This is a genomic window from Clostridioides sp. ES-S-0010-02 (genome assembly GCA_020641055.1).
Taxonomy (GTDB): Bacteria; Bacillota; Clostridia; order Peptostreptococcales; family Peptostreptococcaceae; genus Clostridioides.
Map to the genome: position 1 here is coordinate 3584008 of CP067345.1, position 23003 is coordinate 3607010.

General features: G+C 29.6%; 16 protein-coding genes. 2 read left to right on the forward strand and 14 right to left on the reverse strand.

Features of this window, described 5'->3' with window-relative positions:
* Window positions 1-34: 34 nt before the first annotated feature.
* From JJC01_16680 to JJC01_16705, 6 genes are all read right to left on the reverse strand, one after another.
* Complete coding sequence (locus tag JJC01_16680; GenBank protein UDN57785.1) at window positions 35-1711, reverse strand: formate--tetrahydrofolate ligase; 1677 nt, start codon at window positions 1709-1711, stop codon at window positions 35-37.
* 241 nt (window positions 1712-1952) lie between these two features.
* Window positions 1953-2732, reverse strand: a complete 780-nt coding sequence (locus tag JJC01_16685; GenBank protein ID UDN57786.1) for an AAA family ATPase — start codon at window positions 2730-2732, stop codon at window positions 1953-1955.
* A gap of 300 nt (window positions 2733-3032) precedes the next feature.
* On the reverse strand, window positions 3033-4952 hold the full coding sequence (gene cooS / locus JJC01_16690; protein ID UDN57787.1) for an anaerobic carbon-monoxide dehydrogenase catalytic subunit: 1920 nt from the start codon (window positions 4950-4952) through the stop codon (window positions 3033-3035).
* A gap of 611 nt (window positions 4953-5563) precedes the next feature.
* Complete coding sequence (locus tag JJC01_16695; GenBank protein ID UDN57788.1) at window positions 5564-6475, reverse strand: bifunctional enoyl-CoA hydratase/phosphate acetyltransferase; 912 nt, start codon at window positions 6473-6475, stop codon at window positions 5564-5566.
* Between the two features lie 326 nt (window positions 6476-6801).
* On the reverse strand, window positions 6802-7944 hold the full coding sequence (locus JJC01_16700) for a tetratricopeptide repeat protein (protein ID UDN57789.1): 1143 nt from the start codon (window positions 7942-7944) through the stop codon (window positions 6802-6804).
* A gap of 17 nt (window positions 7945-7961) precedes the next feature.
* Complete coding sequence (locus JJC01_16705; GenBank protein UDN57790.1) at window positions 7962-9716, reverse strand: B12-binding domain-containing radical SAM protein; 1755 nt, start codon at window positions 9714-9716, stop codon at window positions 7962-7964.
* A 134-nt stretch (window positions 9717-9850) separates the two neighbouring features.
* Here JJC01_16705 and JJC01_16710 point away from each other — a divergent pair, with 134 nt between their 5' ends.
* On the forward strand, window positions 9851-10057 hold the full coding sequence (locus tag JJC01_16710) for a hypothetical protein (protein UDN57791.1): 207 nt from the start codon (window positions 9851-9853) through the stop codon (window positions 10055-10057).
* Window positions 10058-10061: 4 nt separating this feature from the next.
* Here JJC01_16710 and JJC01_16715 read toward each other — a convergent pair whose 3' ends face one another.
* The 4 genes from JJC01_16715 to JJC01_16730 all read right to left on the reverse strand — a co-directional run bounded on the left by JJC01_16715 (window position 10062) and on the right by JJC01_16730 (window position 15932).
* On the reverse strand, window positions 10062-10985 hold the full coding sequence (locus tag JJC01_16715) for a hypothetical protein (protein UDN57792.1): 924 nt from the start codon (window positions 10983-10985) through the stop codon (window positions 10062-10064).
* Window positions 10986-11237: 252 nt separating this feature from the next.
* Window positions 11238-12938 carry an arginine--tRNA ligase gene (locus JJC01_16720; protein UDN57793.1) on the reverse strand — a complete coding sequence of 567 codons (1701 nt, stop codon included), beginning with the start codon at window positions 12936-12938 and terminating at the stop codon, window positions 11238-11240.
* A 177-nt stretch (window positions 12939-13115) separates the two neighbouring features.
* Window positions 13116-13532 (reverse strand): DUF523 domain-containing protein, encoded by a 417-nt coding sequence (locus JJC01_16725; GenBank protein ID UDN57794.1) that lies wholly within the window; start codon window positions 13530-13532, stop codon window positions 13116-13118.
* A 21-nt stretch (window positions 13533-13553) separates the two neighbouring features.
* Complete coding sequence (locus tag JJC01_16730) at window positions 13554-15932, reverse strand: endonuclease MutS2 (GenBank protein ID UDN57795.1); 2379 nt, start codon at window positions 15930-15932, stop codon at window positions 13554-13556.
* A 322-nt stretch (window positions 15933-16254) separates the two neighbouring features.
* Here JJC01_16730 and JJC01_16735 point away from each other — a divergent pair, with 322 nt between their 5' ends.
* Window positions 16255-17706 carry an aminoacyl-histidine dipeptidase gene (locus tag JJC01_16735; GenBank protein UDN57796.1) on the forward strand — a complete coding sequence of 484 codons (1452 nt, stop codon included), beginning with the start codon at window positions 16255-16257 and terminating at the stop codon, window positions 17704-17706.
* A 316-nt stretch (window positions 17707-18022) separates the two neighbouring features.
* Here JJC01_16735 and JJC01_16740 read toward each other — a convergent pair whose 3' ends face one another.
* From JJC01_16740 to JJC01_16755, 4 genes are all read right to left on the reverse strand, one after another.
* A complete protein-coding gene (locus JJC01_16740; GenBank protein UDN57797.1) occupies window positions 18023-20491 on the reverse strand; it encodes a transporter substrate-binding domain-containing protein in 2469 nt (822 codons plus the stop codon).
* Window positions 20492-20729: 238 nt separating this feature from the next.
* On the reverse strand, window positions 20730-21551 hold the full coding sequence (locus JJC01_16745; protein UDN57798.1) for a nitroreductase family protein: 822 nt from the start codon (window positions 21549-21551) through the stop codon (window positions 20730-20732).
* Between the two features lie 104 nt (window positions 21552-21655).
* Window positions 21656-22132, reverse strand: coding sequence for an 8-oxo-dGTP diphosphatase (locus JJC01_16750; protein UDN57799.1), 477 nt, complete (start codon window positions 22130-22132; stop codon window positions 21656-21658).
* Window positions 22133-22343: 211 nt separating this feature from the next.
* A complete protein-coding gene (locus tag JJC01_16755; protein ID UDN57800.1) occupies window positions 22344-22922 on the reverse strand; it encodes an HD domain-containing protein in 579 nt (192 codons plus the stop codon).
* Between the last annotated feature and the right edge of the window lie 81 nt (window positions 22923-23003).

Here is a 23003-nt window from a genome sequence, read left to right on the forward strand (position 1 = left end):
ATATTTCCTACTCTTTATTTATAAATTAATACACTTAGAATAATCCAGCTATTACTCCATTTTCATCAACATCTATTTTTTCTGCTGCTGGAACTTTTGGTAATCCTGGCATTTTCATTATTTCTCCAGTAAGTGCAACTATAAATCCAGCTCCTGCTGAAATTGATGCTTGTCTTACAGTTATTCTAAATCCTGTTGGTCTACCTAATTTAGTTTGGTCATCAGTTAAAGAATATTGAGTTTTAGCCATACATACTGGAACTTTAGTAAATCCAAGTTTTTCTAAGTTAGCTATTTCTTTATCAGCTTCTGGAGTATAATCTACACCATCTGCTCCATAAATCTTAGTAGCTATAGCATTTATCTTATCTTTTATAGATAAATCATCTTCATAGCAGAATCTAAAATTATTTTCTTCTTCATCTAATAATCTTAAAACTTCTTTAGCTACTGCAATTCCACCTTCTCCACCTTTTGCCCATACTTCAGAAAGAGCAACATTAACGCCTAATTCTTTACACTTGTCTTCAACAAGTTTAAGTTCAGCTTCAGTATCAAGTGGGAATCTGTTTATTGCAACAACTGCTGGTAATCCATATACTTGAGTTATGTTTTCAACATGTTTTAATAAGTTTGGAAGTCCTTTTTCAAGAGCTTCTAGATTTTCTTCGTTTAAGTCTGCTTTAGCAACTCCACCATTGTATTTTAATGCTCTTACAGTAGCAACTATTATAACAGCATCTGGTTTTAAGTTTGCCATTCTACATTTTATATCTAAGAATTTTTCTGCTCCAAGGTCAGCACCGAAACCAGCCTCAGTTATTACATAATCTGCAAAGTGCATAGCCATTCTTGTAGCTATAACAGAGTTACATCCATGAGCTATATTTGCAAATGGTCCACCATGTACAAATGATGGTGTTCCTTCAAGAGTTTGAACTAGGTTTGGTTTTAAAGCATCTTTTAATAATGCAGCCATAGCACCATTAGCTTTTAATTGTCTAGCTGTTACAGGTGCACCTTCGTAGCTATATCCAACTATTATGTTTCCTAATCTTTCTTTTAAGTCAGCTATATCACTTGCCAAACAGAACGCTGCCATTATTTCAGAAGCAACAGTTATATCAAATCCATCTTGTCTAACTGCTCCATCGCCTTTTTTACCCATACCATCAACGATATTTCTAAGTTGTCTATCGTTCATGTCTACACATCTTCTCCAAGTTATTTTCTTAGGGTCTATTCTAAGTTCATTTCCTTGATGAATATGATTGTCAAGCATAGCAGCTAAAAGGTTATTAGCAGCTCCTATAGCATGAAAGTCTCCTGTGAAGTGTAAGTTTATATCTTCCATAGGAACAACTTGTGCATATCCTCCACCAGCTGCCCCACCTTTAACACCAAATACTGGTCCTAGAGATGGTTCTCTTAAAGCAACTAATACATTTTTATCTAATTTTGCAAATGCATCAGCAACACCGATAGTAGTAGTAGTTTTTCCTTCACCTGCTGGAGTTGGGTTTATAGCTGTAGTTAATATTAACTTAGCTTTTTTCCCAGTTTCTCTTTTTAGTAGATTGTAGTCAACTTTGGCTTTGTATTTACCATATAGTTCTACATCTTCTTCACCTAGTCCTAATTTTTTTGCAACCTCTCTAATATCTTGAGGTTTAGCTTCTTGAGCTATTTCAATGTCAGATTTAAATCCCATAACTGAATCTCCTCCCACAACCTAAATAGATTTAAAATATAATTTTTGTATAAATTGTATTAATATGTAAAAATTATATTTTATAAGATAATTATACATGTAAAATTGCTTAAAAACTAGCTACTAAGCTATTAAAATATCTTTAACTTAATAGCTAGTCATTTATCTAATTAATCATTTATTACCTATCTAATACCTATTTATTGCCTTTAACCAACAACCCAATTATAAATCAAAATTTCTATTTATCTTTAAGTGACATTAATTTCTCTTTTATTTCTTTAATTTGTGCCTTTGTTGTTTCACTAGAATCATATGGAGATTGATTAGCTCTATCAGAATCTATAACATCTTGATTGTAATAGATAAATCCTAAAGATTCCCCATCTTCTAAGTTTTGTATTATAAATTCTTCATCTTCTTTATTTCTGATTTTGTTACCTACAACAAATACCTTATTTACGCCTATATCATGACCAAGTTTTTTAACTTTTCTATATGTTTGGAGACTTCTTTCTCCTGGCTCTACAACTACTATAAAAGCATCTACACCTTGAGCTGTTCCTCTTCCTAAGTGTTCAATTCCAGCTTCCATATCCATAACAACTACATCTTTATTTTGTAGTATTAAGTGTGAACAGAGTCTTTTTAAAAGAACGTGCTCTGGACATACACATCCAGTGCCACCAGAATCCACTGTTCCTAATGTAAGTAATCTCACTCCGTTGTATTCTTTACAGAAATTTTCAGGTATATCGTCTACTTTAGGATTCATCTTAAACATTTTTCCAAATGAACCTACAGAAGCAGCTGTTCTATCTGAAACTAACTTTTTCATTTCTGATATAGGTACTATTGATTCATATACTTCTTTTGGAAAACCTAGTGCTAAAGCTAAATTAGCATCAGGATCGGCATCAACAGCAACAACTCTGTATCCGTCTTCAGCAAACATCCTAGAGAGCATTGAAGAAAAAGTCGTTTTACCTACTCCACCTTTACCTGTTATTGCTATCTTCATAATCCCTACCACCTTTATTACTATTTGCTTTTTATTTTATTTATGTTTTAGTGTAGTTATCTATTTTTTAAACACTAAAAATAAACTACAGCTAGTCCTTACAGGAACCAATTACATTTACCCTACTAGCTTTTCAAAGCAGCATGTATAGTTTTAGTATTCTTCATTATATTGTTTATATTTTATTTATTCAGTATATTCATTGTATTTTGATGTTCTTTTCTTTAATATTTGACTTCATTCAACTATAAAACCTTTATTTAGATATAAAATCGTTTTTTCTAAGGCTTTAGCCATTTTCTAAGCTTCTGCTTCAACACCCATTTTTTCTTCAACTAATGCTTCGAAGTGAACACGTTTCTTTTCTATATCTTCTATTATTGTAGCTGCTAACTCTTTTGGATTTGTATTTACAGTAAATGTTGCACCAACTTTATCTTTTAATTCGCTAGTTAATATATCTACTGCTCTTGAAGAACCAGCTATTGGAGGCATTATTCCTAAGTAAGTGTCTATACCAGAAGCTACAACATAGCATCCTATAGCAACTGCTTTTTCTGACATCCACTCTGGAGCTATACCTACAACTGGAAGGTCACACATATCCATATCTAAGTAATTAGCTGCTGCTCCAACTAAATCTAATATACGGCTTATATCAACGCAAGAACCCATATGTAGTACTGGTGGGATTCCTACTAATTTACAGACAGTTGCAAGACCTTTACCTGCATATTTTTCAGCTGCATCAGTTTCCATTAAACCAAATTTAGCTGCTGCTGAAGCACCACATCCTGTAGTAACTACTATTATGTCGTTTTTAATTAATTCTTTCATTATTGTTACGTGAGCCTCATTTGAAACTCCTTTAGCATTGTTACATCCAACTACACCAGCTGCTCCTCTTAATACTCCAGATTTTAAACAGTCTGTTAATGGCTTAACTGTTCCTGCTGGATCTATATGAGAGTTTACAACTCTGTCTAATTGATTTACTACTGCTTCTACACTATACCCAACTGTTGCCCCTGATTTTAATTCAGGTATAAGTACTTTTGATTTATCTCTATTTTTAAAGTTTAAGATAGCTTCTTTAACTATTGATTTAGCATCATCAAGAGCTTGTTCTTCTCTAAATTCAATATAAGTTGAACCTGTTATTTTAGCTTTTGGAGAAGTTGTTACAAATTTAGTGTGGTAACAATCTGCTACTCTAGCTAGTGCAGGGAATATACATTGAACGTCAACTATTACAGCCTCAACTGCTCCAGTTACTATTGCAAGTTCTTGTTGATGGAAGTCTCCTGCTATTCTTACACCATGTCTCATTGTAATTTCATTACCTGTACAACACATACCAGCTAAGTTTATTCCATCTGCTCCAACTTCTTTAGCTAAAGCTATTAAGTCTGGTTCTTCTGCAGCTAAAACTATCATTTCTGATAATGCTGGCTCATGTCCATGTAATATTATATTAACTTTATTTTCTTCTAATACTGCTAAGTTAGCTTCTGTTCTTCTTGGTACTGGAGTTCCAAATAAGATATCGCTTAAACGAGTACCTATCATAGAACCACCCCAACCATCAGCCATAGAAGTTCTTAGACTCATGTGTATTAAACTATCTATATCACCAGTACAACCTATATGAGTAGAGTGCATTATTGTTGCAATTTCTCTATCTATAGCTCTTGGTTCTATAGCATATTCTTTCCATATTTTTTGTCTTGGTTCTGGCGCATTTTTTATAAATCTTAATGTCCCAAAAGGTTTACCAAATTCCATTAATGCAATTTCTGCCACTTCATGTGCTACATCATAGATATCTCTACCTTCTGTTTCTACATCCCATTCTTTAGCTAAAGTAATTAATTTAGCTTCGTCTCTTATTTTATAGTTTCCATTTGGATCAGCTAATGCTAATGTATGTGCTATATCTCTAGCATGGTCTGAATGGGCAGCTGTCCCACCAGCAACCATTCTTGCAAAGTTTCTACCTACTATAGTGTGTTCGTCTGCTCCACATAACCCTCTTGGAGTTTTAGGACTTATTCTACATGGTCCCATTCCACATATTCTACAGCAAACCCCTTGAAGACCAAAACCACATTGTGCTTTAAAGCCTTCTTTTCTATCATACATTGTTTCTACGCCTTCTTCTCTAGCTTTTGCTATCATCTTCTGGCTGTTTAAATCAATTGTTAACATTTTTTCATCCATATTCCTATCCCCTTTTTTTGATTTTTAAAATCCCCCAGGTGACTGACTTCATGTCATAAAATAATAAAATAAATGCTTTCTAAGTTGATTATATACTAATTTTCAGCACTTTGCTCTAGATTTAAATATTTTTTTAACAAAATTAGATAATACATAAAAATTTTATTTTTAATACCTAATTTAAGTTAATTTAACTACTCATTTTTGGCTATTTTTTAATACTTGAGCCTACTTTTTTGATACTTTAGTTTAATTAAATTATGTTTTGATTTTTTTAAATCAATTTTGAATTATTTCTAGTCAATTTTTTGATATTATATCTTATTTGTGTGTTTATTATTTCTCACTACTTTTTTGGACTTGTTACAGATTTTTACTCCCTATACCATAATTAGTAAAAACTTCTTAGAATAGCATTTTTTGGACTAATTTTTTGAAATTTTTTTATTTTTCTTACTTTAATATTAATTATAGCTTCAAATTGAACATTTGTATATATTCATTTGAAGCTATAATTATTTTTTATATAAAATTTTTTTAATATTGCATTAATTTAGATACTATGACTACATTTTATCTTTTAACGCATTTATTTTACACACTTAATGTTTTTATTTCATACTTTTAGCTACAATAGCTCCATACGCAATAGAGTACAATTTAGATTCATGTGAATCAGCTCTTGATACTAAAACTATAGGAGCTTTTGCGCCCATAATTATACCTGCTGATTTAGAATCTGCCATGTATGTAAAGGCTTTTCCTATGCCATTACCAACTTCTATTGTTGGAACCAACATAATATCTACATCTCCAGATACTTCACTTTTAAATCCTTTTATCTCACTAGCTTCTTTTGAAACTGCTAAGTCAAAAGCTAAAGGACCTTCTACAATTACATTATCTCCAAATTCTCCTGCTTGACAAGCTTTTGCTAGCATATCTGCATCTACAGTAGCTTGCATTTTAGGATTTACTTTTTCCTTAGCTGCTAAGCATGCAACTTTTACAGTTTCCATACCTAAAGCTTTTGCTGCTTTTATAGAATTTTTTAATATCTTTGCCTTTTGTTCATAGTCAGGAGCTATATTCATTCCTCCATCTGTAGTTATCAATAGCTTATGGTATCTTTCTAACTCATATACCATAACATGACTTAATAAACTATCAGTTCTAAGACCATAATCTTTATTTAACACTTCTTTCAAGATAACGGATGTATCTAATAAACCTTTCATTACAAAATCAGCTTCTTTACTTGATACTAATTTAACTGCTATTTCAGCACAGTCTTTAATATCATCCTTGTCAATAATTTTAATTCCACCCAAATCAAATTCTATTTCTTTTGATATTTCTCTTATCTTTCCTTCATTTCCAACCAATATAGGAGTAATTATATTTCTTTCTACAGCATCCTTTATAGCCATTAAAACTTCTTTGTCGTGAGCTGCTGCTACAGAAAGTACTATTTTTTCTCCTCCTTTAAGCTGCTCTAAAATATCATCTAATTTCTTTATCAAAAGTAACCCCTCCCTTATATATATTTAACTAAATAATACCATATTTGATATGTCTTTTATCAATTTATTTTTTATGTTACAAAAAATTTGTACAACTAAAATCTGCTTTAATATTTAATTATTATAAATTCAAGATACTTATGAAATATAATATTACAAATAGTAAATAAGAGTAAAAATACTTAGACAAAGTAAATAAAAAAAGTGGTACAACATAATAAATGTTCTACCACTCTTAATTAATAAAATTTAATAGCATCAGATAAAACTCGCTAGCATCAAATCTAACCTAATAAAGTAAAACCTAATAGAATCTAATAACATTCTTACTTATTTATACCAAGCTCTCTTAAACAAGCAATCGTAATCTCATCCTGTGGATTTAATTCATAAGCTCTTTCTATATAGTAAGTTGCATCATCAATTTCACCATTGTTTAAGTAAGCCATACCTAAATTACAAAGAATTTCTGGGTCCTCTTTTATCTTAGCAGCTTGCTCAAAATACTCTATTGCTTTATCTAAATTATATTTAGAAGCTTCACAAAGCCCTAATTCAACTATAGCATCTACTTGCTTAGGTTTTATTACTAATATCTTCTCAAAATACATCTTAGCCTGCTCTATTTCGCCCATACCCTTATATCCTAGCCCTATCATAAACAGCAAATTCCACCAATCCATATGTTCTTCTTCCAGTGGCAGTAATTTTTCTAATCCCTCTTTAAACTTACCATGGAATATAAGTGTATATCCTTCTTCATACTGTACTTTAAAATCCATCTTTCCTAAATTTTCTTGTATCTCAGCCACTAAGTCAGCATCTAAACCTAATCTTAATGCATCTTCCCATGTCAATTTAGTCTTCAAATATTGACCTTGATTATAATAATGATAACCTAAATGATAATAACCTAATGCAAAATCATTATCAATATCTATTATCTTTTCAAGTTTGGCCATTGCCTCAAGTAAAAATGCATTCATAGCCTTATCATCTAGGTCTTTTTGATATTGTTTTGCTATCTCTTGGCACACAATTGCATAATTATACATTGCATCTAAATCATCTGGATACATAGTTATAAATGCTTTTATATATATTAAAGAATCTGTATGCTCTCCAATCTCAAAGTATTTTCTAGACATGTATCCCATATATGCTTTTAAATCTAAGTTAATATCCTTAGACAAAGCATCTAAAAACTTTTCATATTCTCCATTATTTTTAAATTTACTATCTATACCAATTATATATATCATTGCATCTGCTATAGACATTGAGTTTAACTTATCTTGAGCAGTTTTTTCTTTTATACCTTTTACTAGTACCTCATTTTTTATAGGTACATCTAGCCCACCTTTTGGCACATCATAACTCTTTAATTTAAATTCTCCACCATGCTTTATAGTTATAAAAGCTAGTTCTTCTGCCTTCTTCAGTAAATACTTTTCTATTTTAAAATCCATTGTTTCCTCCTAAATACTTAAATTTCTACTTTATGAGTTTTAGATTTCTCAAATATTTTTTTATCATCATATTCAAATAAGACTATATTTTCTTCTTCTCTTATTTCTGTATTTATATTATTTTTTAAATCCACAATATTAAATTTAAATGGTTCAAAATGAACATATTTTATTATATGTTTTGCTGGTTTATCAACAAAATTAGGTAGATATGTTGATAAGTTATCATTATCTTGTAAAAATACATGACATCTATTCTTAAAGTCATCCACATCTAACTTATTAAAAAACTGTGGTATATTTGATGTCTTACCTAGTGAAATGTAGTCATACTTTAATATATCATTAAATACATCATTGTCTATATTTATTTTTTCATTATAGAAATCCAGTAATATTTTGTATAATTGATTTTTCCCCTGTGCCAAGTCAAAATACCCATTTTCATCAAAGTACTTAGCAAAAGTTTCAAAAAATTTAAAAGGACTTTGTTTATAAAATTTGCCTATAATATATCTCATGGACAACACAAAGTTTTTAGAATTGTAGTATCTTTCAAGTACATCTTCTATATCCTTTAATTTCAATGTTTCTTCATAGCTTATATAATTATTGTATAAAAACTCATATGGAGCATAATCCTTATATTTAAATCCATGCTCATCTGCTACCTTTCTCATACCTGTACCCTTAATCATCTTTAAGAAACCTAATTGTAAGTGTTCTATCCCTAGATTAAATACATCATTAAATGAGTTCTCAAAGCTTTCATAATCCTCATAGGGAAGTCCTGCAATTAAGTCTAAATGTTGATGTATATTTCTATAAGATGCTACTGTCTGAACAACATGAGATAACTTTTTGAAATCATCTCTTCTTCCTACTGCATCAAGTGTTTTTTCATTTGTCGACTGTACTCCTATTTCAAACTGGAAAAGCCCTTCTTTACAGTCAGCCAAAAACTCTAGCATCTTGTCATCTATCAAATATGCCGTAACTTCAAAATGATAGGTTGTATATCCATTATCATTTTTCATAAGAAAATCCATAATTTCCATAGCTACTTTTTTATTTGCATTAAAAGTTCTATCAATAAATTTAATTTGTGAGACTCTTGCATCTATTAAAGCTTTTAAATCTCTTTTTATTCTATCTAAGCTGAAATATCTCAGACCAGGAATGGTAGAAGATAAGCAGTATTGACAGTTAAATGGACAACCTCTTGACGACTCATAATATACTATTCTATTTTCATATTCCTTTGGATTTAAATTTTCATAAGGACTAGGAATCTCGTCCAAATTTTGAAGAAGTTCCATAGGTTTATTTACTATTATCTCGCTTCCTTGTCTATATACCAATCCGTCTACACTTTTTATTTCTTTTTTTCCTTTAAGATGAAGCACTAAATCTCTAAAGATTAATTCTCCTTCTCCATAAAGTATATAATCTACAAAATCGTATTTCTTCATTGCCTCATAGCTATCATAACTCACTTCTGGCCCGCCCAAAGCTATTTTAGTATTTGGTCTAATTTTTTTTAGATTATCACAAAGTTTAACTATATCTCCTATATTCCAGATATATGTTGAGAATAAAATTATATCATATTCATTTTTGTATATATCTTTTAAAATATAATCTAAGTCATTGTTTATCGTATATTCTTTCATGTCAACTTCTAGCAAATTCCTTACAAATTCTTTTAGGTATCTTATAGCTAAATTTGTATGAATAAACTTAGAATTCAACGTTGTTAATAAAATTTTCAAATATTTCTCACCTCTTTTTAATATTATACTGCTTTTTGTACCCCTTATAGGTTAAAATAGTATATGTAAAGTCTATATAACATTTATATAATTAGATTATTAATTTCAAGTAATGTGAGGAAAGGAAGTTTTTTATGGAATTAATTGAAAAAGTATCTATCAACTCTTTATCAAAAAGAGATTTACTGCTTATTATAAAGTCTCTTGAATACACTAATGAAAATACCCAAATTAGTGATTTTATCGACCTTAGAAATAATATAGTAAAAGAATTATGTTTCTTAACTGACACTAAAGAAAAAGATTTTTTGGATTACTTAGAAAAAAACAGTAATCTCTAGTAACCTAAACCTTTTTAAACTTTAATATATAAATACCTGATTTAGAATGTATCTTTATGCTTAATATATTATCACTAAAGGTTTTCGACATAACTGTTATTTGATTAAATATGGGGTCTATTGTAGTATCGCCTTCTTCAAGGCTTATAAGACTTCTTGGTTCTATTTTTTTATTATACATTTTAACCCCAATTTTATATTTTCTCAACTTAACAACATATTCTGACATAGAAAGAATAAAATCTATATTATCTTCGTTTAATTCAGTCTCTTCACCTAAAATAGATAATATAGATTTTTTCATGCTTTTAATTCCTTCATTTTCTACATTTCTGTCTTCTATATAAATATCATATAAAATATTTAAAACACTTGATAGAATACTTTCTTCATCATAATCTTCATATTTTAAATCAATATATTTATCAATTAATTGTATTGTGCCTATCCTTGCCATCTGAAACTTTACAATATCAGACTTGTCTAATTCTATAGAAAAACCTATTATCTTGTCTTTAATATTTTGTAGTAATTCGACATATTCAATTTTACTGTTATTTATAAGATTGTGCATAACAGAATTATATGCTACAGAACTTAATAAATAATCAAATAAGAATTCCTCTTTTCTAAAGTAACTCACATATTTTTTTATTAATTTAACAACCTCATCTTCACTTTTTTGAATATTAGTATTTGATAAAATTAATGGTAATAAAATATTTAAAAAATTGACATTACCTATTTTTTCTCCATAAAATCTGAAGTAAATAAGTTCATCTTTCAATCTCTTTTCGTCTATATATACACATCTTTGAGTTTTATCATCTATTAAGGATTTTGTATTTATTATAATTAAATCTTTAAGAGTCTTACTTCCATTATTAAAAGAAGATGTGTAGACTTTTTTTATTAATACGTCATTCATAAATATATCCTTTCTCAAAAACTTAATTTAAATATCCTGCTATTAAAAAAAAAGAGACAGCCCGTTAAGAAGCTGTCATATATAGGGGGATAGTAGTGTACAAAAATCATTGTAATCTACTATCTATATATTATTATACGATACTACTTTTTTATATGTAAAGCATCAGTTTTCGACATCCCTATATTCTACAGTTATACAAATTGCGTACTAAGTTCAATTTTATTCTTTTTATTTCAACATTTTGTTGTATTACATTCTTTCTGGAGCGTGCATTCCCAACAGCTTCAGAGAATTTTCTAAAGTTTGTTTTGTGGCTTGTACCAAAGCAAGTCTCGATTTTCTAATCTCTAAATTTTCCACTAAAATTGGATTGTCATGATAAAATTTATTAAACGCTTGAGCTAAATCTAGCATAAATCTTGTAACTATATGCGGCTCATTCTTCTTTAGAGCAAGTAAAATATTTTTATTAAATGACTCTATAACTCTAAGAACTTCTGCACTATCTTCATCAGCCAATAGACTATAATCTATATCAGAAGTGATTTCTTCTTTTGCTTTTCTTAAAACTGCACAACATCTAGCATGTGTATATTGAACATATGGCCCAGTCTCTCCATCAAAGCTTAATGTTCTTTCCCATGAGAAAGTATAGTCTTTTATTCTACTATTAGATAGTTCTTGGAATACTACAGCTCCAACACCTACTTGTTTAGATATTTCATCTACATTTTTAGCATCTGGGTTTTTAGTTAGTATAATATCCTTAGTTTTATCTATAGCTTGATTTAATGCATCTTCTAAAAATACAACTCTTCCTTTTCTAGTTGACATAGTCCCTTCTTCAAGAGCTACCATACCAAATCCAACATGCACTAAGTCTTTTGCCCATTCATATCCCATAAGTTCAATTACTTTAAACCATTGTTGGAAATGTAGGTTTTGTTGAGAACCAACTACATATATACACTTATCAAAATCATAAGTTTCTTTTCTATATATTGCTGCAGCTAAATCTCTTGTCATATATAATGTTGAGCCATCATTCTTAGTAATAAGAGCTGGTGGCATCTTATATTCTTCTAAATCAACGATTCTTGCACCTTTAGACTCTTGTAAAAGATTTTTCTCTTCTAACAACTCTATTACTCTGTCCATCTTATCAGAATAGAAACTTTCACCTGCTAAAGAATCAAATTCTATATCTAAAAGTTTATATACTCTACTAAATTCTTTTAGACTTTCATCTCTAAACCATTGCCATAATTCTTTTGCTTCTTCGTCACCATTTTCTAATTTAGTAAACCATGCTCTTGCTTCATCTTCCATTTCTGGATGTTGTTCTGCTTCCTCATGGAATCTTACATATAATTTTAATAATTCTGGGATTGGATTAGATTCTACTACTTCCTTTTCTCCCCACTTTTTAAAGGCCACTATTAACTTACCAAATTGAGTTCCATAGTCACCTAAATGATTTATTCTTATAGTTTTGTATCCTTGTGATTCATATATCTTATATAGAGCATTACCTATTACTGTAGTTCTTATATGCCCTATATGGAAAGGCTTTGCTATATTTGGAGAAGAGTATTCAACTATTACAGTTTTATCTTTTCCAAAATCACTACGACCATAATTTTCTTTTTCATCTAATACTTTTTTGATTACAGTTTCTGCTAATTGAGATTTGTTTACAAAGAAATTCACATATCCGCCTAATTGTATTACTTTTGTTATCTCTCCACTAGCTTCTATACTTTCTGCTAATTCACTTGCTATCATGTTTGGAGCTTTTCTAAATACTTTAGCTAATTTAAAGCATGGAAAAGCATAGTCACCCATGTCCTTGTTTGGTGGAACTTCTATAAGTGCCTCTATCTCTTCTATCGACAGTTCTTCTATTTTCTCTTTAAGGCAATTTGATATTGCTACCTTGAAATCTTGCATCTTGTTGCTCCTCTCTACATTGTTCCTGGTTTATATTGTGCTTATCTCTTTATGTTAAATCAAATTTAGTGTTTTTTCAAGTATTTCATTACAGGGCAAAACACTTTAATAATTATGTTTTCTGTATATATTAAAAATACTATAATTACAGTTTTTATCTATACGATTATTGCTTTTCTATAAGTCTTTTTCACTCTTGACTTTTATTCCTTCTTCTTCCAGTAACTTTGCTGTGATACCTTTCCCTGGTATTTTTTTGCCTGAAAAACTACCATCATACACTAGATTACATCCACAAGAGGGGCTACCCTCTTTTAGTATTGCTTCGCTACATACATATAATCTTGCTATTTTTAGAGTTTCTTCAGCCCCTCTTACAAAGTTTTCTGTTACATCTTTATTATCTTCTTTTGTGATTACTTTTCCATCAACTATCTCAGCAGGAGGTCTTGGTGTAGATAAACCACCTAACTGTTCTGGACATACAAGAGTAAAATCTTTACCTTTTAGGTATTCTTTTACTTCTTCATTTTCATTATTATCGCCACTATATTTACAATTTATTCCTATTAAACATGCAGATACTAATATCATAAAAATGTGCTCCTATACAAATTATTTTAGTTTAACAATTGTTACTCCTGCTCCACCTTCTCCATACTGGCCACCTCTTTGTGATTTTACATGTCTATTTTTTCTTAAAATGTCTTGTAGTCCTGATTTTAGCACTCCTGTACCAATTCCATGTATTACTGTTACAGATTCTAGACCTGCTACATATGCATCATCTAGATATTTTTCGACTTCCATTATAGCTTCTTCTAAATTTAAACCTCTAAGGTCAACTTCACTTTTTATATTTCCAGATTTTGCCCTTATGATATTTCTTGTTGATTTAGTAACGTGTTTTGAAACATCCTTGTGAGATTTTTGTAAAGATTTAAAAGGTAGAGTCATCTTCATTATACCAATTTGCACTACTGCTTCTTTTCTCTTTTTGTCTACAGAAACCACACTACCATTTTGATTTAAAGTTATTACTCTAACTTCTTCCCCTGGTTTTAGGTCTTTTATTTCTTTACTTGAAACTTTTGGAACTATCATACTTTTTACTGTCGGTTGAAGACTTCCCATAGAACTAGTCAATTCTTTTCTAAGTTCTTCTATTTTACGATTTTTTTCTTTAGAAGCTCTTTCTTGTTCTAAACTTCTAAGTTCCTTTATTATAAGGTCTACTTCTTCCTTAGCTTGTCTTGTTATTGAAAATGCTTCTGATTTAGCCTTTTCAATCATCTTATCTCTTTGAGTAACTAATTTTTCAAGTTTTTCGTCGTATTCTACTTTTAGTCTTTCTATCTCTTCCTTCAATCTCTCAGCTTCTTCTCTATCTTCAATAGCTTTGATTCTGTTCTTTTCAACATTTTGTAATACATCTTCTAAAGCTATGTTATCTGTGTTTATATATTCTTTGGCACGTGAAATTACATAGTCACTAAGTCCAAGTTTTCTGGAAATCTCAAACGCATTTGATTTTCCAGGAACACCTATAAGTAACTTATATGTTGGACTTAAAGTTTCTATATCAAATTCAACTGCTGCATTTTCTACACCAGATTTAGTAAGAGCATAATTTTTAAGTTCACTATAGTGAGTAGTTGCTATACATTTCGCTCCTACAGAGTTTATATCTTCTAATACTGCTATTGCAAGTGCAGCTCCCTCAACAGGGTCTGTTCCTGCTCCTAATTCGTCAAATATAACTAAAGAGTCTGCTGTTACGGTTTTTAGTATTGATACTATATTTGTCATGTGAGATGAAAATGTAGATAAACTTTGCTCAATACTTTGTTCATCTCCTATATCTGCAAATACATTATCATATACACACATACTACTTCCATAATCAGCAGGTATGTGAAGTCCACTTTGTGTCATAAGTGCAAATAAACCTACAGTTTTTATTGTAACTGTTTTACCACCTGTATTTGGACCTGTTATTACCAATGTGTGGAAGTCTCTTCCTAAATAAATAGTATTTGCCACTACTTTTTTCTTATCTAATAGTGGATGTCTTCCATTTTTTATATTTAAATATTTATCCTCATTTAATGTAGGCTCTATACCTCTCATTTGTATAGAAAGTTTTCCTTTTGAAAATGCAAAGTCTAATCTTCCAAGTATCTCTTGATTGGATATCAAATCTTCACTTACTTCTCCAACCATTGCAGAAAGTTCTGATAAAATTCTCTCTATCTCTTCTTGCTCTCCTAATTTTAGCTGTCTTAACTCATTGTTCATCTCTACTATAGTCATTGGCTCTATAAAAAGTGTCGCACCAGAAGATGACTGGTCATGTACTATACCAGCTACTTGCGACCTATATTCAGATTTTACAGGTACTACAAATCTATCACCTCTTAGAGAAATTATGGCATCTTGTAAGTATTTTTGATAAGTAGTTGAACTTATTATTGAATTTAATTTAGACCTAATGGATTGATTTTTTTGAGCTATTCTTCTTCTGATATCTCTAAGTGTACTTGAAGCATTGTCAGATATTTCTACTTCACTTATTATCGCATTGTATATCTGTTCTTCTATATCTTTATATACATATAGAGAATTTGATAGAGATTGTATTATTGGATAATTAAAATCTTCTTCATCACTGCTAGATAGACTATTTTTTAATCTTCTAGCTACTCTTAAAGTATCCGCTATCATAATTAAACTTCCTGGGTCAAGAGATGCACCTATATAGGCTCTTTTAACCTTATCTTCTATATCATGAATACCATCCAAACCTACTGAACCTCTCTTTATAATAATTGATTGAGCTTCACTAGTTTCTTCTAGCATGGACTTTACTTCTACAAAATCAGTATTTGGAACTAAACTTTCTATATATTTTAGACCTAAAGAAGATGAGGCTTTCTTCTTTAATAAATCTATTATTTTATTGTATTCTAGAACTCTTAACGATTTCTCATTCATTTTTCTATATTCACCATCCTCAATATTTTAACTTTTTTCTTTAATATTTAAAATGTATGCTTTCCAAGCATTTTCAATAAAAACTGCAAGTTTTATTTCTTTTTTATTTCTAAATTTATTATATTTTTTCTCTTTTAGATATATTTTAAACATATTTTGTATTATACTATGTATGTAGCTATCTATATATTATACATAAACATGCTTTATTTGTAATATAATCTGTTAAAAAATCTTCTTTAATATTTTTTAAAGGAGTTTATTTTAGCTTATTTTATAAAAATAGCTACTTATATAGATAAATTAAGGAGGAACACAAGTCATGGGAAACGTATTAGAAGGATTAAAACCAGAAAATGTTTTTAAAAACTTTGAGAAAATATCTCAAATTCCTAGAGGTTCTGGAAACGAGAAAGGCATAAGTGATTATTTACTTAGCTTTGGTAAAAATTTAGGGCTTGAAACTATCCAGGATGAAAGTTTAAACATAATAATAAGAAAGCCTGCTACAAAAGGATATGAAAATTGTCCAGGAGTAGTTCTTCAAGGACATATGGATATGGTTTGTGAAAAAGAAAAGAATGTTGAACATGATTTTCTTAAAGACCCTATAAAATTAAGAATTAATGGTGATATGATATACGCTACTGGAACTACTCTTGGAGCTGACAATGGTATCGCTGTTGCTATGGGTATGGCTATATTAGAAGATAATACTTTAGAGCATCCAGCATTAGAAGTTTTAGTTACTGTTAATGAAGAAGATGGTATGAATGGTGCTGATGCATTAGACCCAAGCTTAATCAAAGGTCAATATATCCTAAACATGGACTCCGAGGAAGAAGGATATCTATTAGTTAGTTGTGCTGGTGGTAAAACTTGTGTTGTTAGTCTACCTGTTGAGTACAAAGAAGTTGGAGCTGACAAGCAAGCTTTATTAGTTGAAGTTACTGGATTATTAGGTGGACATTCTGGTATGGAAATTGTTTTACAAAGAGCAAATGCTAACAAAGCAATAGCTAGAGTATTAAGCGTACTAGATGTTGATTACGAATTAGTTTCAGTTGATGGTGGTACTAAGCATAATGCTATACCTCGTGAAGCTAAATGTATAATAGCTGTTGATAAAGCTGATGTTGAATCTGCTAAAAAACAAATAAATGATATTTTAACTGCATTTAAACATGAGTTTACTACTTCTGACCCTGATATGGCTTATTCAGTAGTTGAAACTTCTGCAACTAAAGCTCTTACTAAAGACTGCAAAGAAAAAGTTATTCAAATGTCAAGCTTAACTCCTCATGGTGTTCAATCTGTAAGTCTTGATATAGAAGGATTAGTTGAAAGTTCTACTAACTTTGCTATAATTGAAACTAAAGAATCAACTATTGAATTCTTAACTTCTGTTAGAAGTTCTGTTATGTCTATTAGAGATGAGATAGCTGATAGAATAAGACTTTTAGCTCAAGCTTTAGGTGCTGACTATGGTCTTACATCTCAATATCCAGCTTGGGAATTTAAAAAAGGTTCTAAATTAGAAAAAATATGTAGTGAAACTTATGAGAAATTAACTGGTAAAGTTCCTACTGTTATGGCTCTACATGCTGGTCTTGAGTGTGGATTATTACTTGATAAACTTCCTCATGCTGAAGCTATCTCTATAGGACCAGATATGTTTGATGTTCATACTCCAAAAGAACACGTTAGTATACCTTCTATTGCTAATGTTTGGGATTATGTTATTGAAATATTAAAATCTATGAACCAATATTAAGACTAAGTTTTAAGAAGCAGATTTTAATTCTAAGTAAATCCATATAAAATTAACCTGTAAATTAATACTAATGTTAGCATCAAGTTTAATTTTAGTATTAATTCATAGAAATAAAGCCTAATGATGATAATAACATACGTCATTGGGCTTTATTATTTTTACTTTAAAAAGATTTATTAGATACTTTTTATTTAAAAATTTATTATATTTTTATACTGAATCTTATATAAATTAATACATCTCTTTTATGTACAATTATACAAAACTCGTTCAATTGTATCTTATTTACAATTTTTATAGTAAATCTTACTAAAAATTATACTCCTACTATTTTAAATTTATTTCTTCCTTGCTTCTTAGAATCATAAAGAGCATCATCTGCCATTTGATATAATTCGTCATATTTCTGTCCATATTTTGTTATTACTACACCCATACTTATAGATATGCTTTTTCCACTTGGCAGTTTTATGAGGTGAATTTGTTTATATACTTCATTACATTTATTGACAAGTTCTTCCTTATTTATTATATCTTTAATATAGATACTAAACTCGTCTCCACCCAATCGACCAACAATATCATTTTTTTCAAAACTTCTAGCAAGTACTTTTGCAACATCAATTAATATTTTATCTCCAATTAAATGCCCATAAGTATCATTAATAGACTTAAAATAATCAATATCTAAAATTAACAAAGCTCCATTTTTGTTAGGAGATAAATTAGATAAACTTTCTGTAGTTAACTTTCTAATATATGCTGAATTAAGAATATTTGTTAAGCCATCTTTTTGAACCTTATCCAGTAACTTATCTTTTTCCTCTTTTTCAGAATCAATATTAGATATTTTTCCAATTACATACACTGGTACACTTTTTTCATTATAAATTATTTTTGAAGTAATTCTAATCCAGTGACAACTACCATCAGCGCATATAGAATACATTTCAGTCGTCCCATTCTCCTGTGACTTGATTACATCAAAAAACTTTTTATTATGTTCTATTTCAATCTCACTCATAGCACTCTTACTTATACCATAATAAGTACTAATTCCTTTCCCTTTCATAGAAACTATCAATTTATCTCGTTTATAATCATATTCAAAAAAGTATTCACTTGCCATTTCATAAACTTCAGCATGCTTTTTAAGTTCCAAAGATATTTTCTGATTCATACTTTTACGTGTATGCAGGCTCCATGCCATACCTCCAATAATGCAAAGTAATAAACTAGCAACTATTAAAATAGTTTCAATTGGATTTTGTTGCATAATATAAAGTAGTGAAAAGTCTTGTCTATATGTAGTGTTTTGATAGATAATTGATTGCATCTTTTCTGATGGAATGCTTATAATAGCTTTATTAAATATACCCAATAATTCCTGCTTACTTGGTTTAACTATTCCAAAGCAAATACTCTGTGATTCATAAGTCTGTGGAACTAAACGTACGTTTTTGTACTTAGGTTGATTAATATAGTACTGTATAGAATATCCTTCTCCATAAGTATAATCTGCAAACCCTTTGTTAACAGCTTCTATACACTCTTCCAAAGTATCATACCATATGACATCCCCATTAAAATAATTATCATAACCAGTCCCTTTAGGTAGAGCTAGACGTTTTCCATCTAAACTATTTTCATTTAATTTGTTATTAATCATCATAATATATTGGGTGGAAACAAATGGTCGAGACATAGTCACATTGTGTTTACGAGAATCTTCATAATCATAAATCATTCCTGCTACAATATCAATTTCATGATTTTTAGTCATTTTATCCAAATCTTTTTGGGACTTTACAGGCACCAGTTCAAACTTCAATCTAGTTTTATCAGATATGTGATTTAATAAATCTATTGATATACCCTTTAATTCGCCCGTTTTTTTATCTATGTTTTGAAATGGTGGCTTATTTAAAAGTACTCCAACTTTTAATGTATCTATATCTTTAATATATGTAGTTTCATCATCAGACAAAATCATCTTACTATTTTCTGGTGTAAAATATTTTTCATACAAAGCAGTCGAAAAATATGGGTCTGTCTGTTCGATATTATTAATTGCTGAATTGAGTCTTTGAGTTAAGTCTGTACTTCCTTTAGGTGTAATAAAATAGAATGGCTTTGGTGAGAATTTAGCTATAGTACGCACACCTTCCATTGGACTCACACTCACATTAAGCAGTGCATCTGCTTCACCAACCTTTAGTGCTTGTAATTGTTCTTCTTGTGACTTACAATATACCAATTTAGGTGATATTAAATTCATCTTGCAATATTCATTTAATTCTTTAAGCCTAGTATTAGAATTCTCTATTACAGCAATACGAATTTCTTTCATAGCTTCTAAACTTATACTATCAATAGCTGTATTTTCATATAATACTTGTAATACTGTATTTACTACTCCATAACTATTACCTGCATAATTATACAATTTTTCCATCTGCTCATTGTATAACATGCTTCCCATTATATCAATCTCACCTTTTTCTAACATTTTCATTAGTTTTGTAAGAACTTCATTTTCATCACCAGATACTTGAACAAATTCATAATTCCATCCAGTATATTGTGCAATTTCTAACAGATATTCGTATGTATATCCAGAGTACTTACCTTGTTTATCTAGTTCAGTTAACCCTTTTTGAATAGGATAAGCAACCCGAATAGTACGATTATCACTACCTAGAGCATTGACATTAAAAGGAAATATGCAAGAAGTGAATATGGATGCAATTACAATAATTAATAAAAGTAATTTTTTTGAATTCACTACACCAATCCTCCATATAATTAAGATTTACAATGCAAATTACTACTTAAACTTTTAGATATGAAAAAGTAGATTAGCATAAAAAAGGATATAAAAATTTACTTAAAAATTTAAATATCCTCACCATATACAATATACCTAGATTATAACTGATTTATTTGATTATTACAACAAATTTACTATATTAAATGTATACATTATCTTGTGCTAATCTTGAGTATATAATACATTCTAAGTTCTATCTTATTTCAAATTTAGCACTATTTCTATTTACAGTTCTCTTATATTTTACACTTGGGTATCCCAATATAAATGAAGTTATAACTGCTTCATTATCATTCATTCCCAATAATTCCTTTAACTTTGGCTCTACATTTGATGCCATAACAAAGAATCCATTGTAGCACATTCCTAATCCTTGAGAATAAGCCATAAGCTCCATATTAGACGCAGCTAATCCACCATCTACATATACACTTCCTCCTAAAGAAGTATCACCAACAACTACCATAAGTAATGGTGCATCATAGAATAGAGAATCATATCCTTCTTCTTTATATCTTTTGTACATTCTCTTAAATGTATTTTTATATATAGAACGTACAGGGTCTTCATCATCAGTATTTAATGCCAAGTTATAAAGCCCTTCTATTGCTAATTCTTTTACTTCTTTTAGTTTTTCTTTTACTAATATGTATCTTATTGGTTGTCTATTTCCACCTGTTGGTGTGTATCTTCCTGCTTCTACTATGTTTTTTATTTTTTCTTCTTCTACCTCTATGTCTTTATAGCTTCTTATACTTCTTCTAAATTTGATAAAGTTTAGTAATTTTTCAGGCTCTAGTTCAAAATTTTCATGATTGAATTCTAATACTTCATTTTTATCAAATCCCTGCATTTCTATTGCATCTGTTGGACATATAGCCATACAGTGACCACAATTAATACAGAGAATATTTTTCACCTTTGCTTTATCTTCTTTAACCCTTATTGCATTTACAAGGCAGTCTGACTCACACATACCACATCCTACACATTTGTCTAAATTTATGTCTATCATTCCAGATTATTCCTCCATTTTAAAATTTTTACTCTAGTATAAATCAAATAGTTGTCCTAGTCAATTTTTATTTTTTTAACAATACATAGGCTTTAATTTTTTAATTAATCTAAAAAATTTACACTGTAATCTTTCAATTTACCATTATCATATGTTATCTTTGCACTAAAAATTTTGCCTTTTTTAGCCCAATCTAAAAATAATCTGTCGCCTTCCCACATATTTAAGTCAAATATTTTATCATTATCAACCCAAAGTAACTTGCCTTCTTTACAATTATCTAAATCTTTGTTAGATAAAGTTCCTTCAAATTCATCTGAAAAATACAAAAACATATACCAATCTTCTTCATCTTTAAATTTTGGAAAAGTTATCAATCCTTTGTATGTTAATGACTTAAGAGTAAGACCTGTTTCTTCTTTAACTTCTCTAACTATACATTCTTCTGGTGTTTCTCCCTGCTCAAATTTGCCACCAACACCTACATACTTACCTTCATGTACATCATCTTTCTTCTTATTTCTATACAACATTAAAGTCTTACTATCTTTTTCTATATAACAAATAGTCGTAAGTTTCATATACTTCGCCTTACTTTCTCTTTTCTATTTTTCATTTACTTATTTTATATATTTAAGTTTATTACTATAATTACTGATGCAAAGAATCACTATAATTACTCATTGCAGTCAATTATTAACAAGTTGACCTTAAGTTTATATTAATTATAGTCATTTATTTAAACTAATTATTGTCAATTCACATTTTTAAATTTATTGTTATTTTCCTTATTTACTCATTTTCATTGTTTTCAAGTACATCACTAATATTTTTCATTGCATTAAGAGAAAGCTCTGCAAATTCATCAAATGGAATCCCTATATCTTCTATACTTCTCATTGCATCTCTATTTACATTTGAAGCAAATCTTGTTTCTTTCATTCTTTTAATTACAGATTTTGTCTTTACACTCGTAAGTTTTTTATCTGGATAAACTAAAGCTATTGCAGTTATAAATCCAGTTATAGGGTCTGCTGCATATATAGCTTTTTCCATTAAACTAGTTCTTGTAACCCCCATACCATCATGATGACCAAGTATTGCTCTATACATTTCTTCATCACCAAAATTTTCTTTTTTGAGAAGTTCTACAGTTGTTGTTGCATGACCTTCACAGATTTCTCCTGGCTTTCTTCCAACTATATCTGAATCCAAATCATGTAAAAGACCTGCAACCGCCCATTTTTCTTCTTTCTCTGGCTCTAGTCTTTTGGCTAAATCTTTCATAACTGCTTCAACTGCATAGCAATGTTTTCTCATTCTATCAGTTTCTAAATACTTAAATAAAATGTCTAAAGCTTCTTCTCTCATTTTCAGTAATCCCCCTGTTTTTTCATAGATATGATATTTTTATATATTAATACACATAAATTCAAGAGTTTTTATATATTT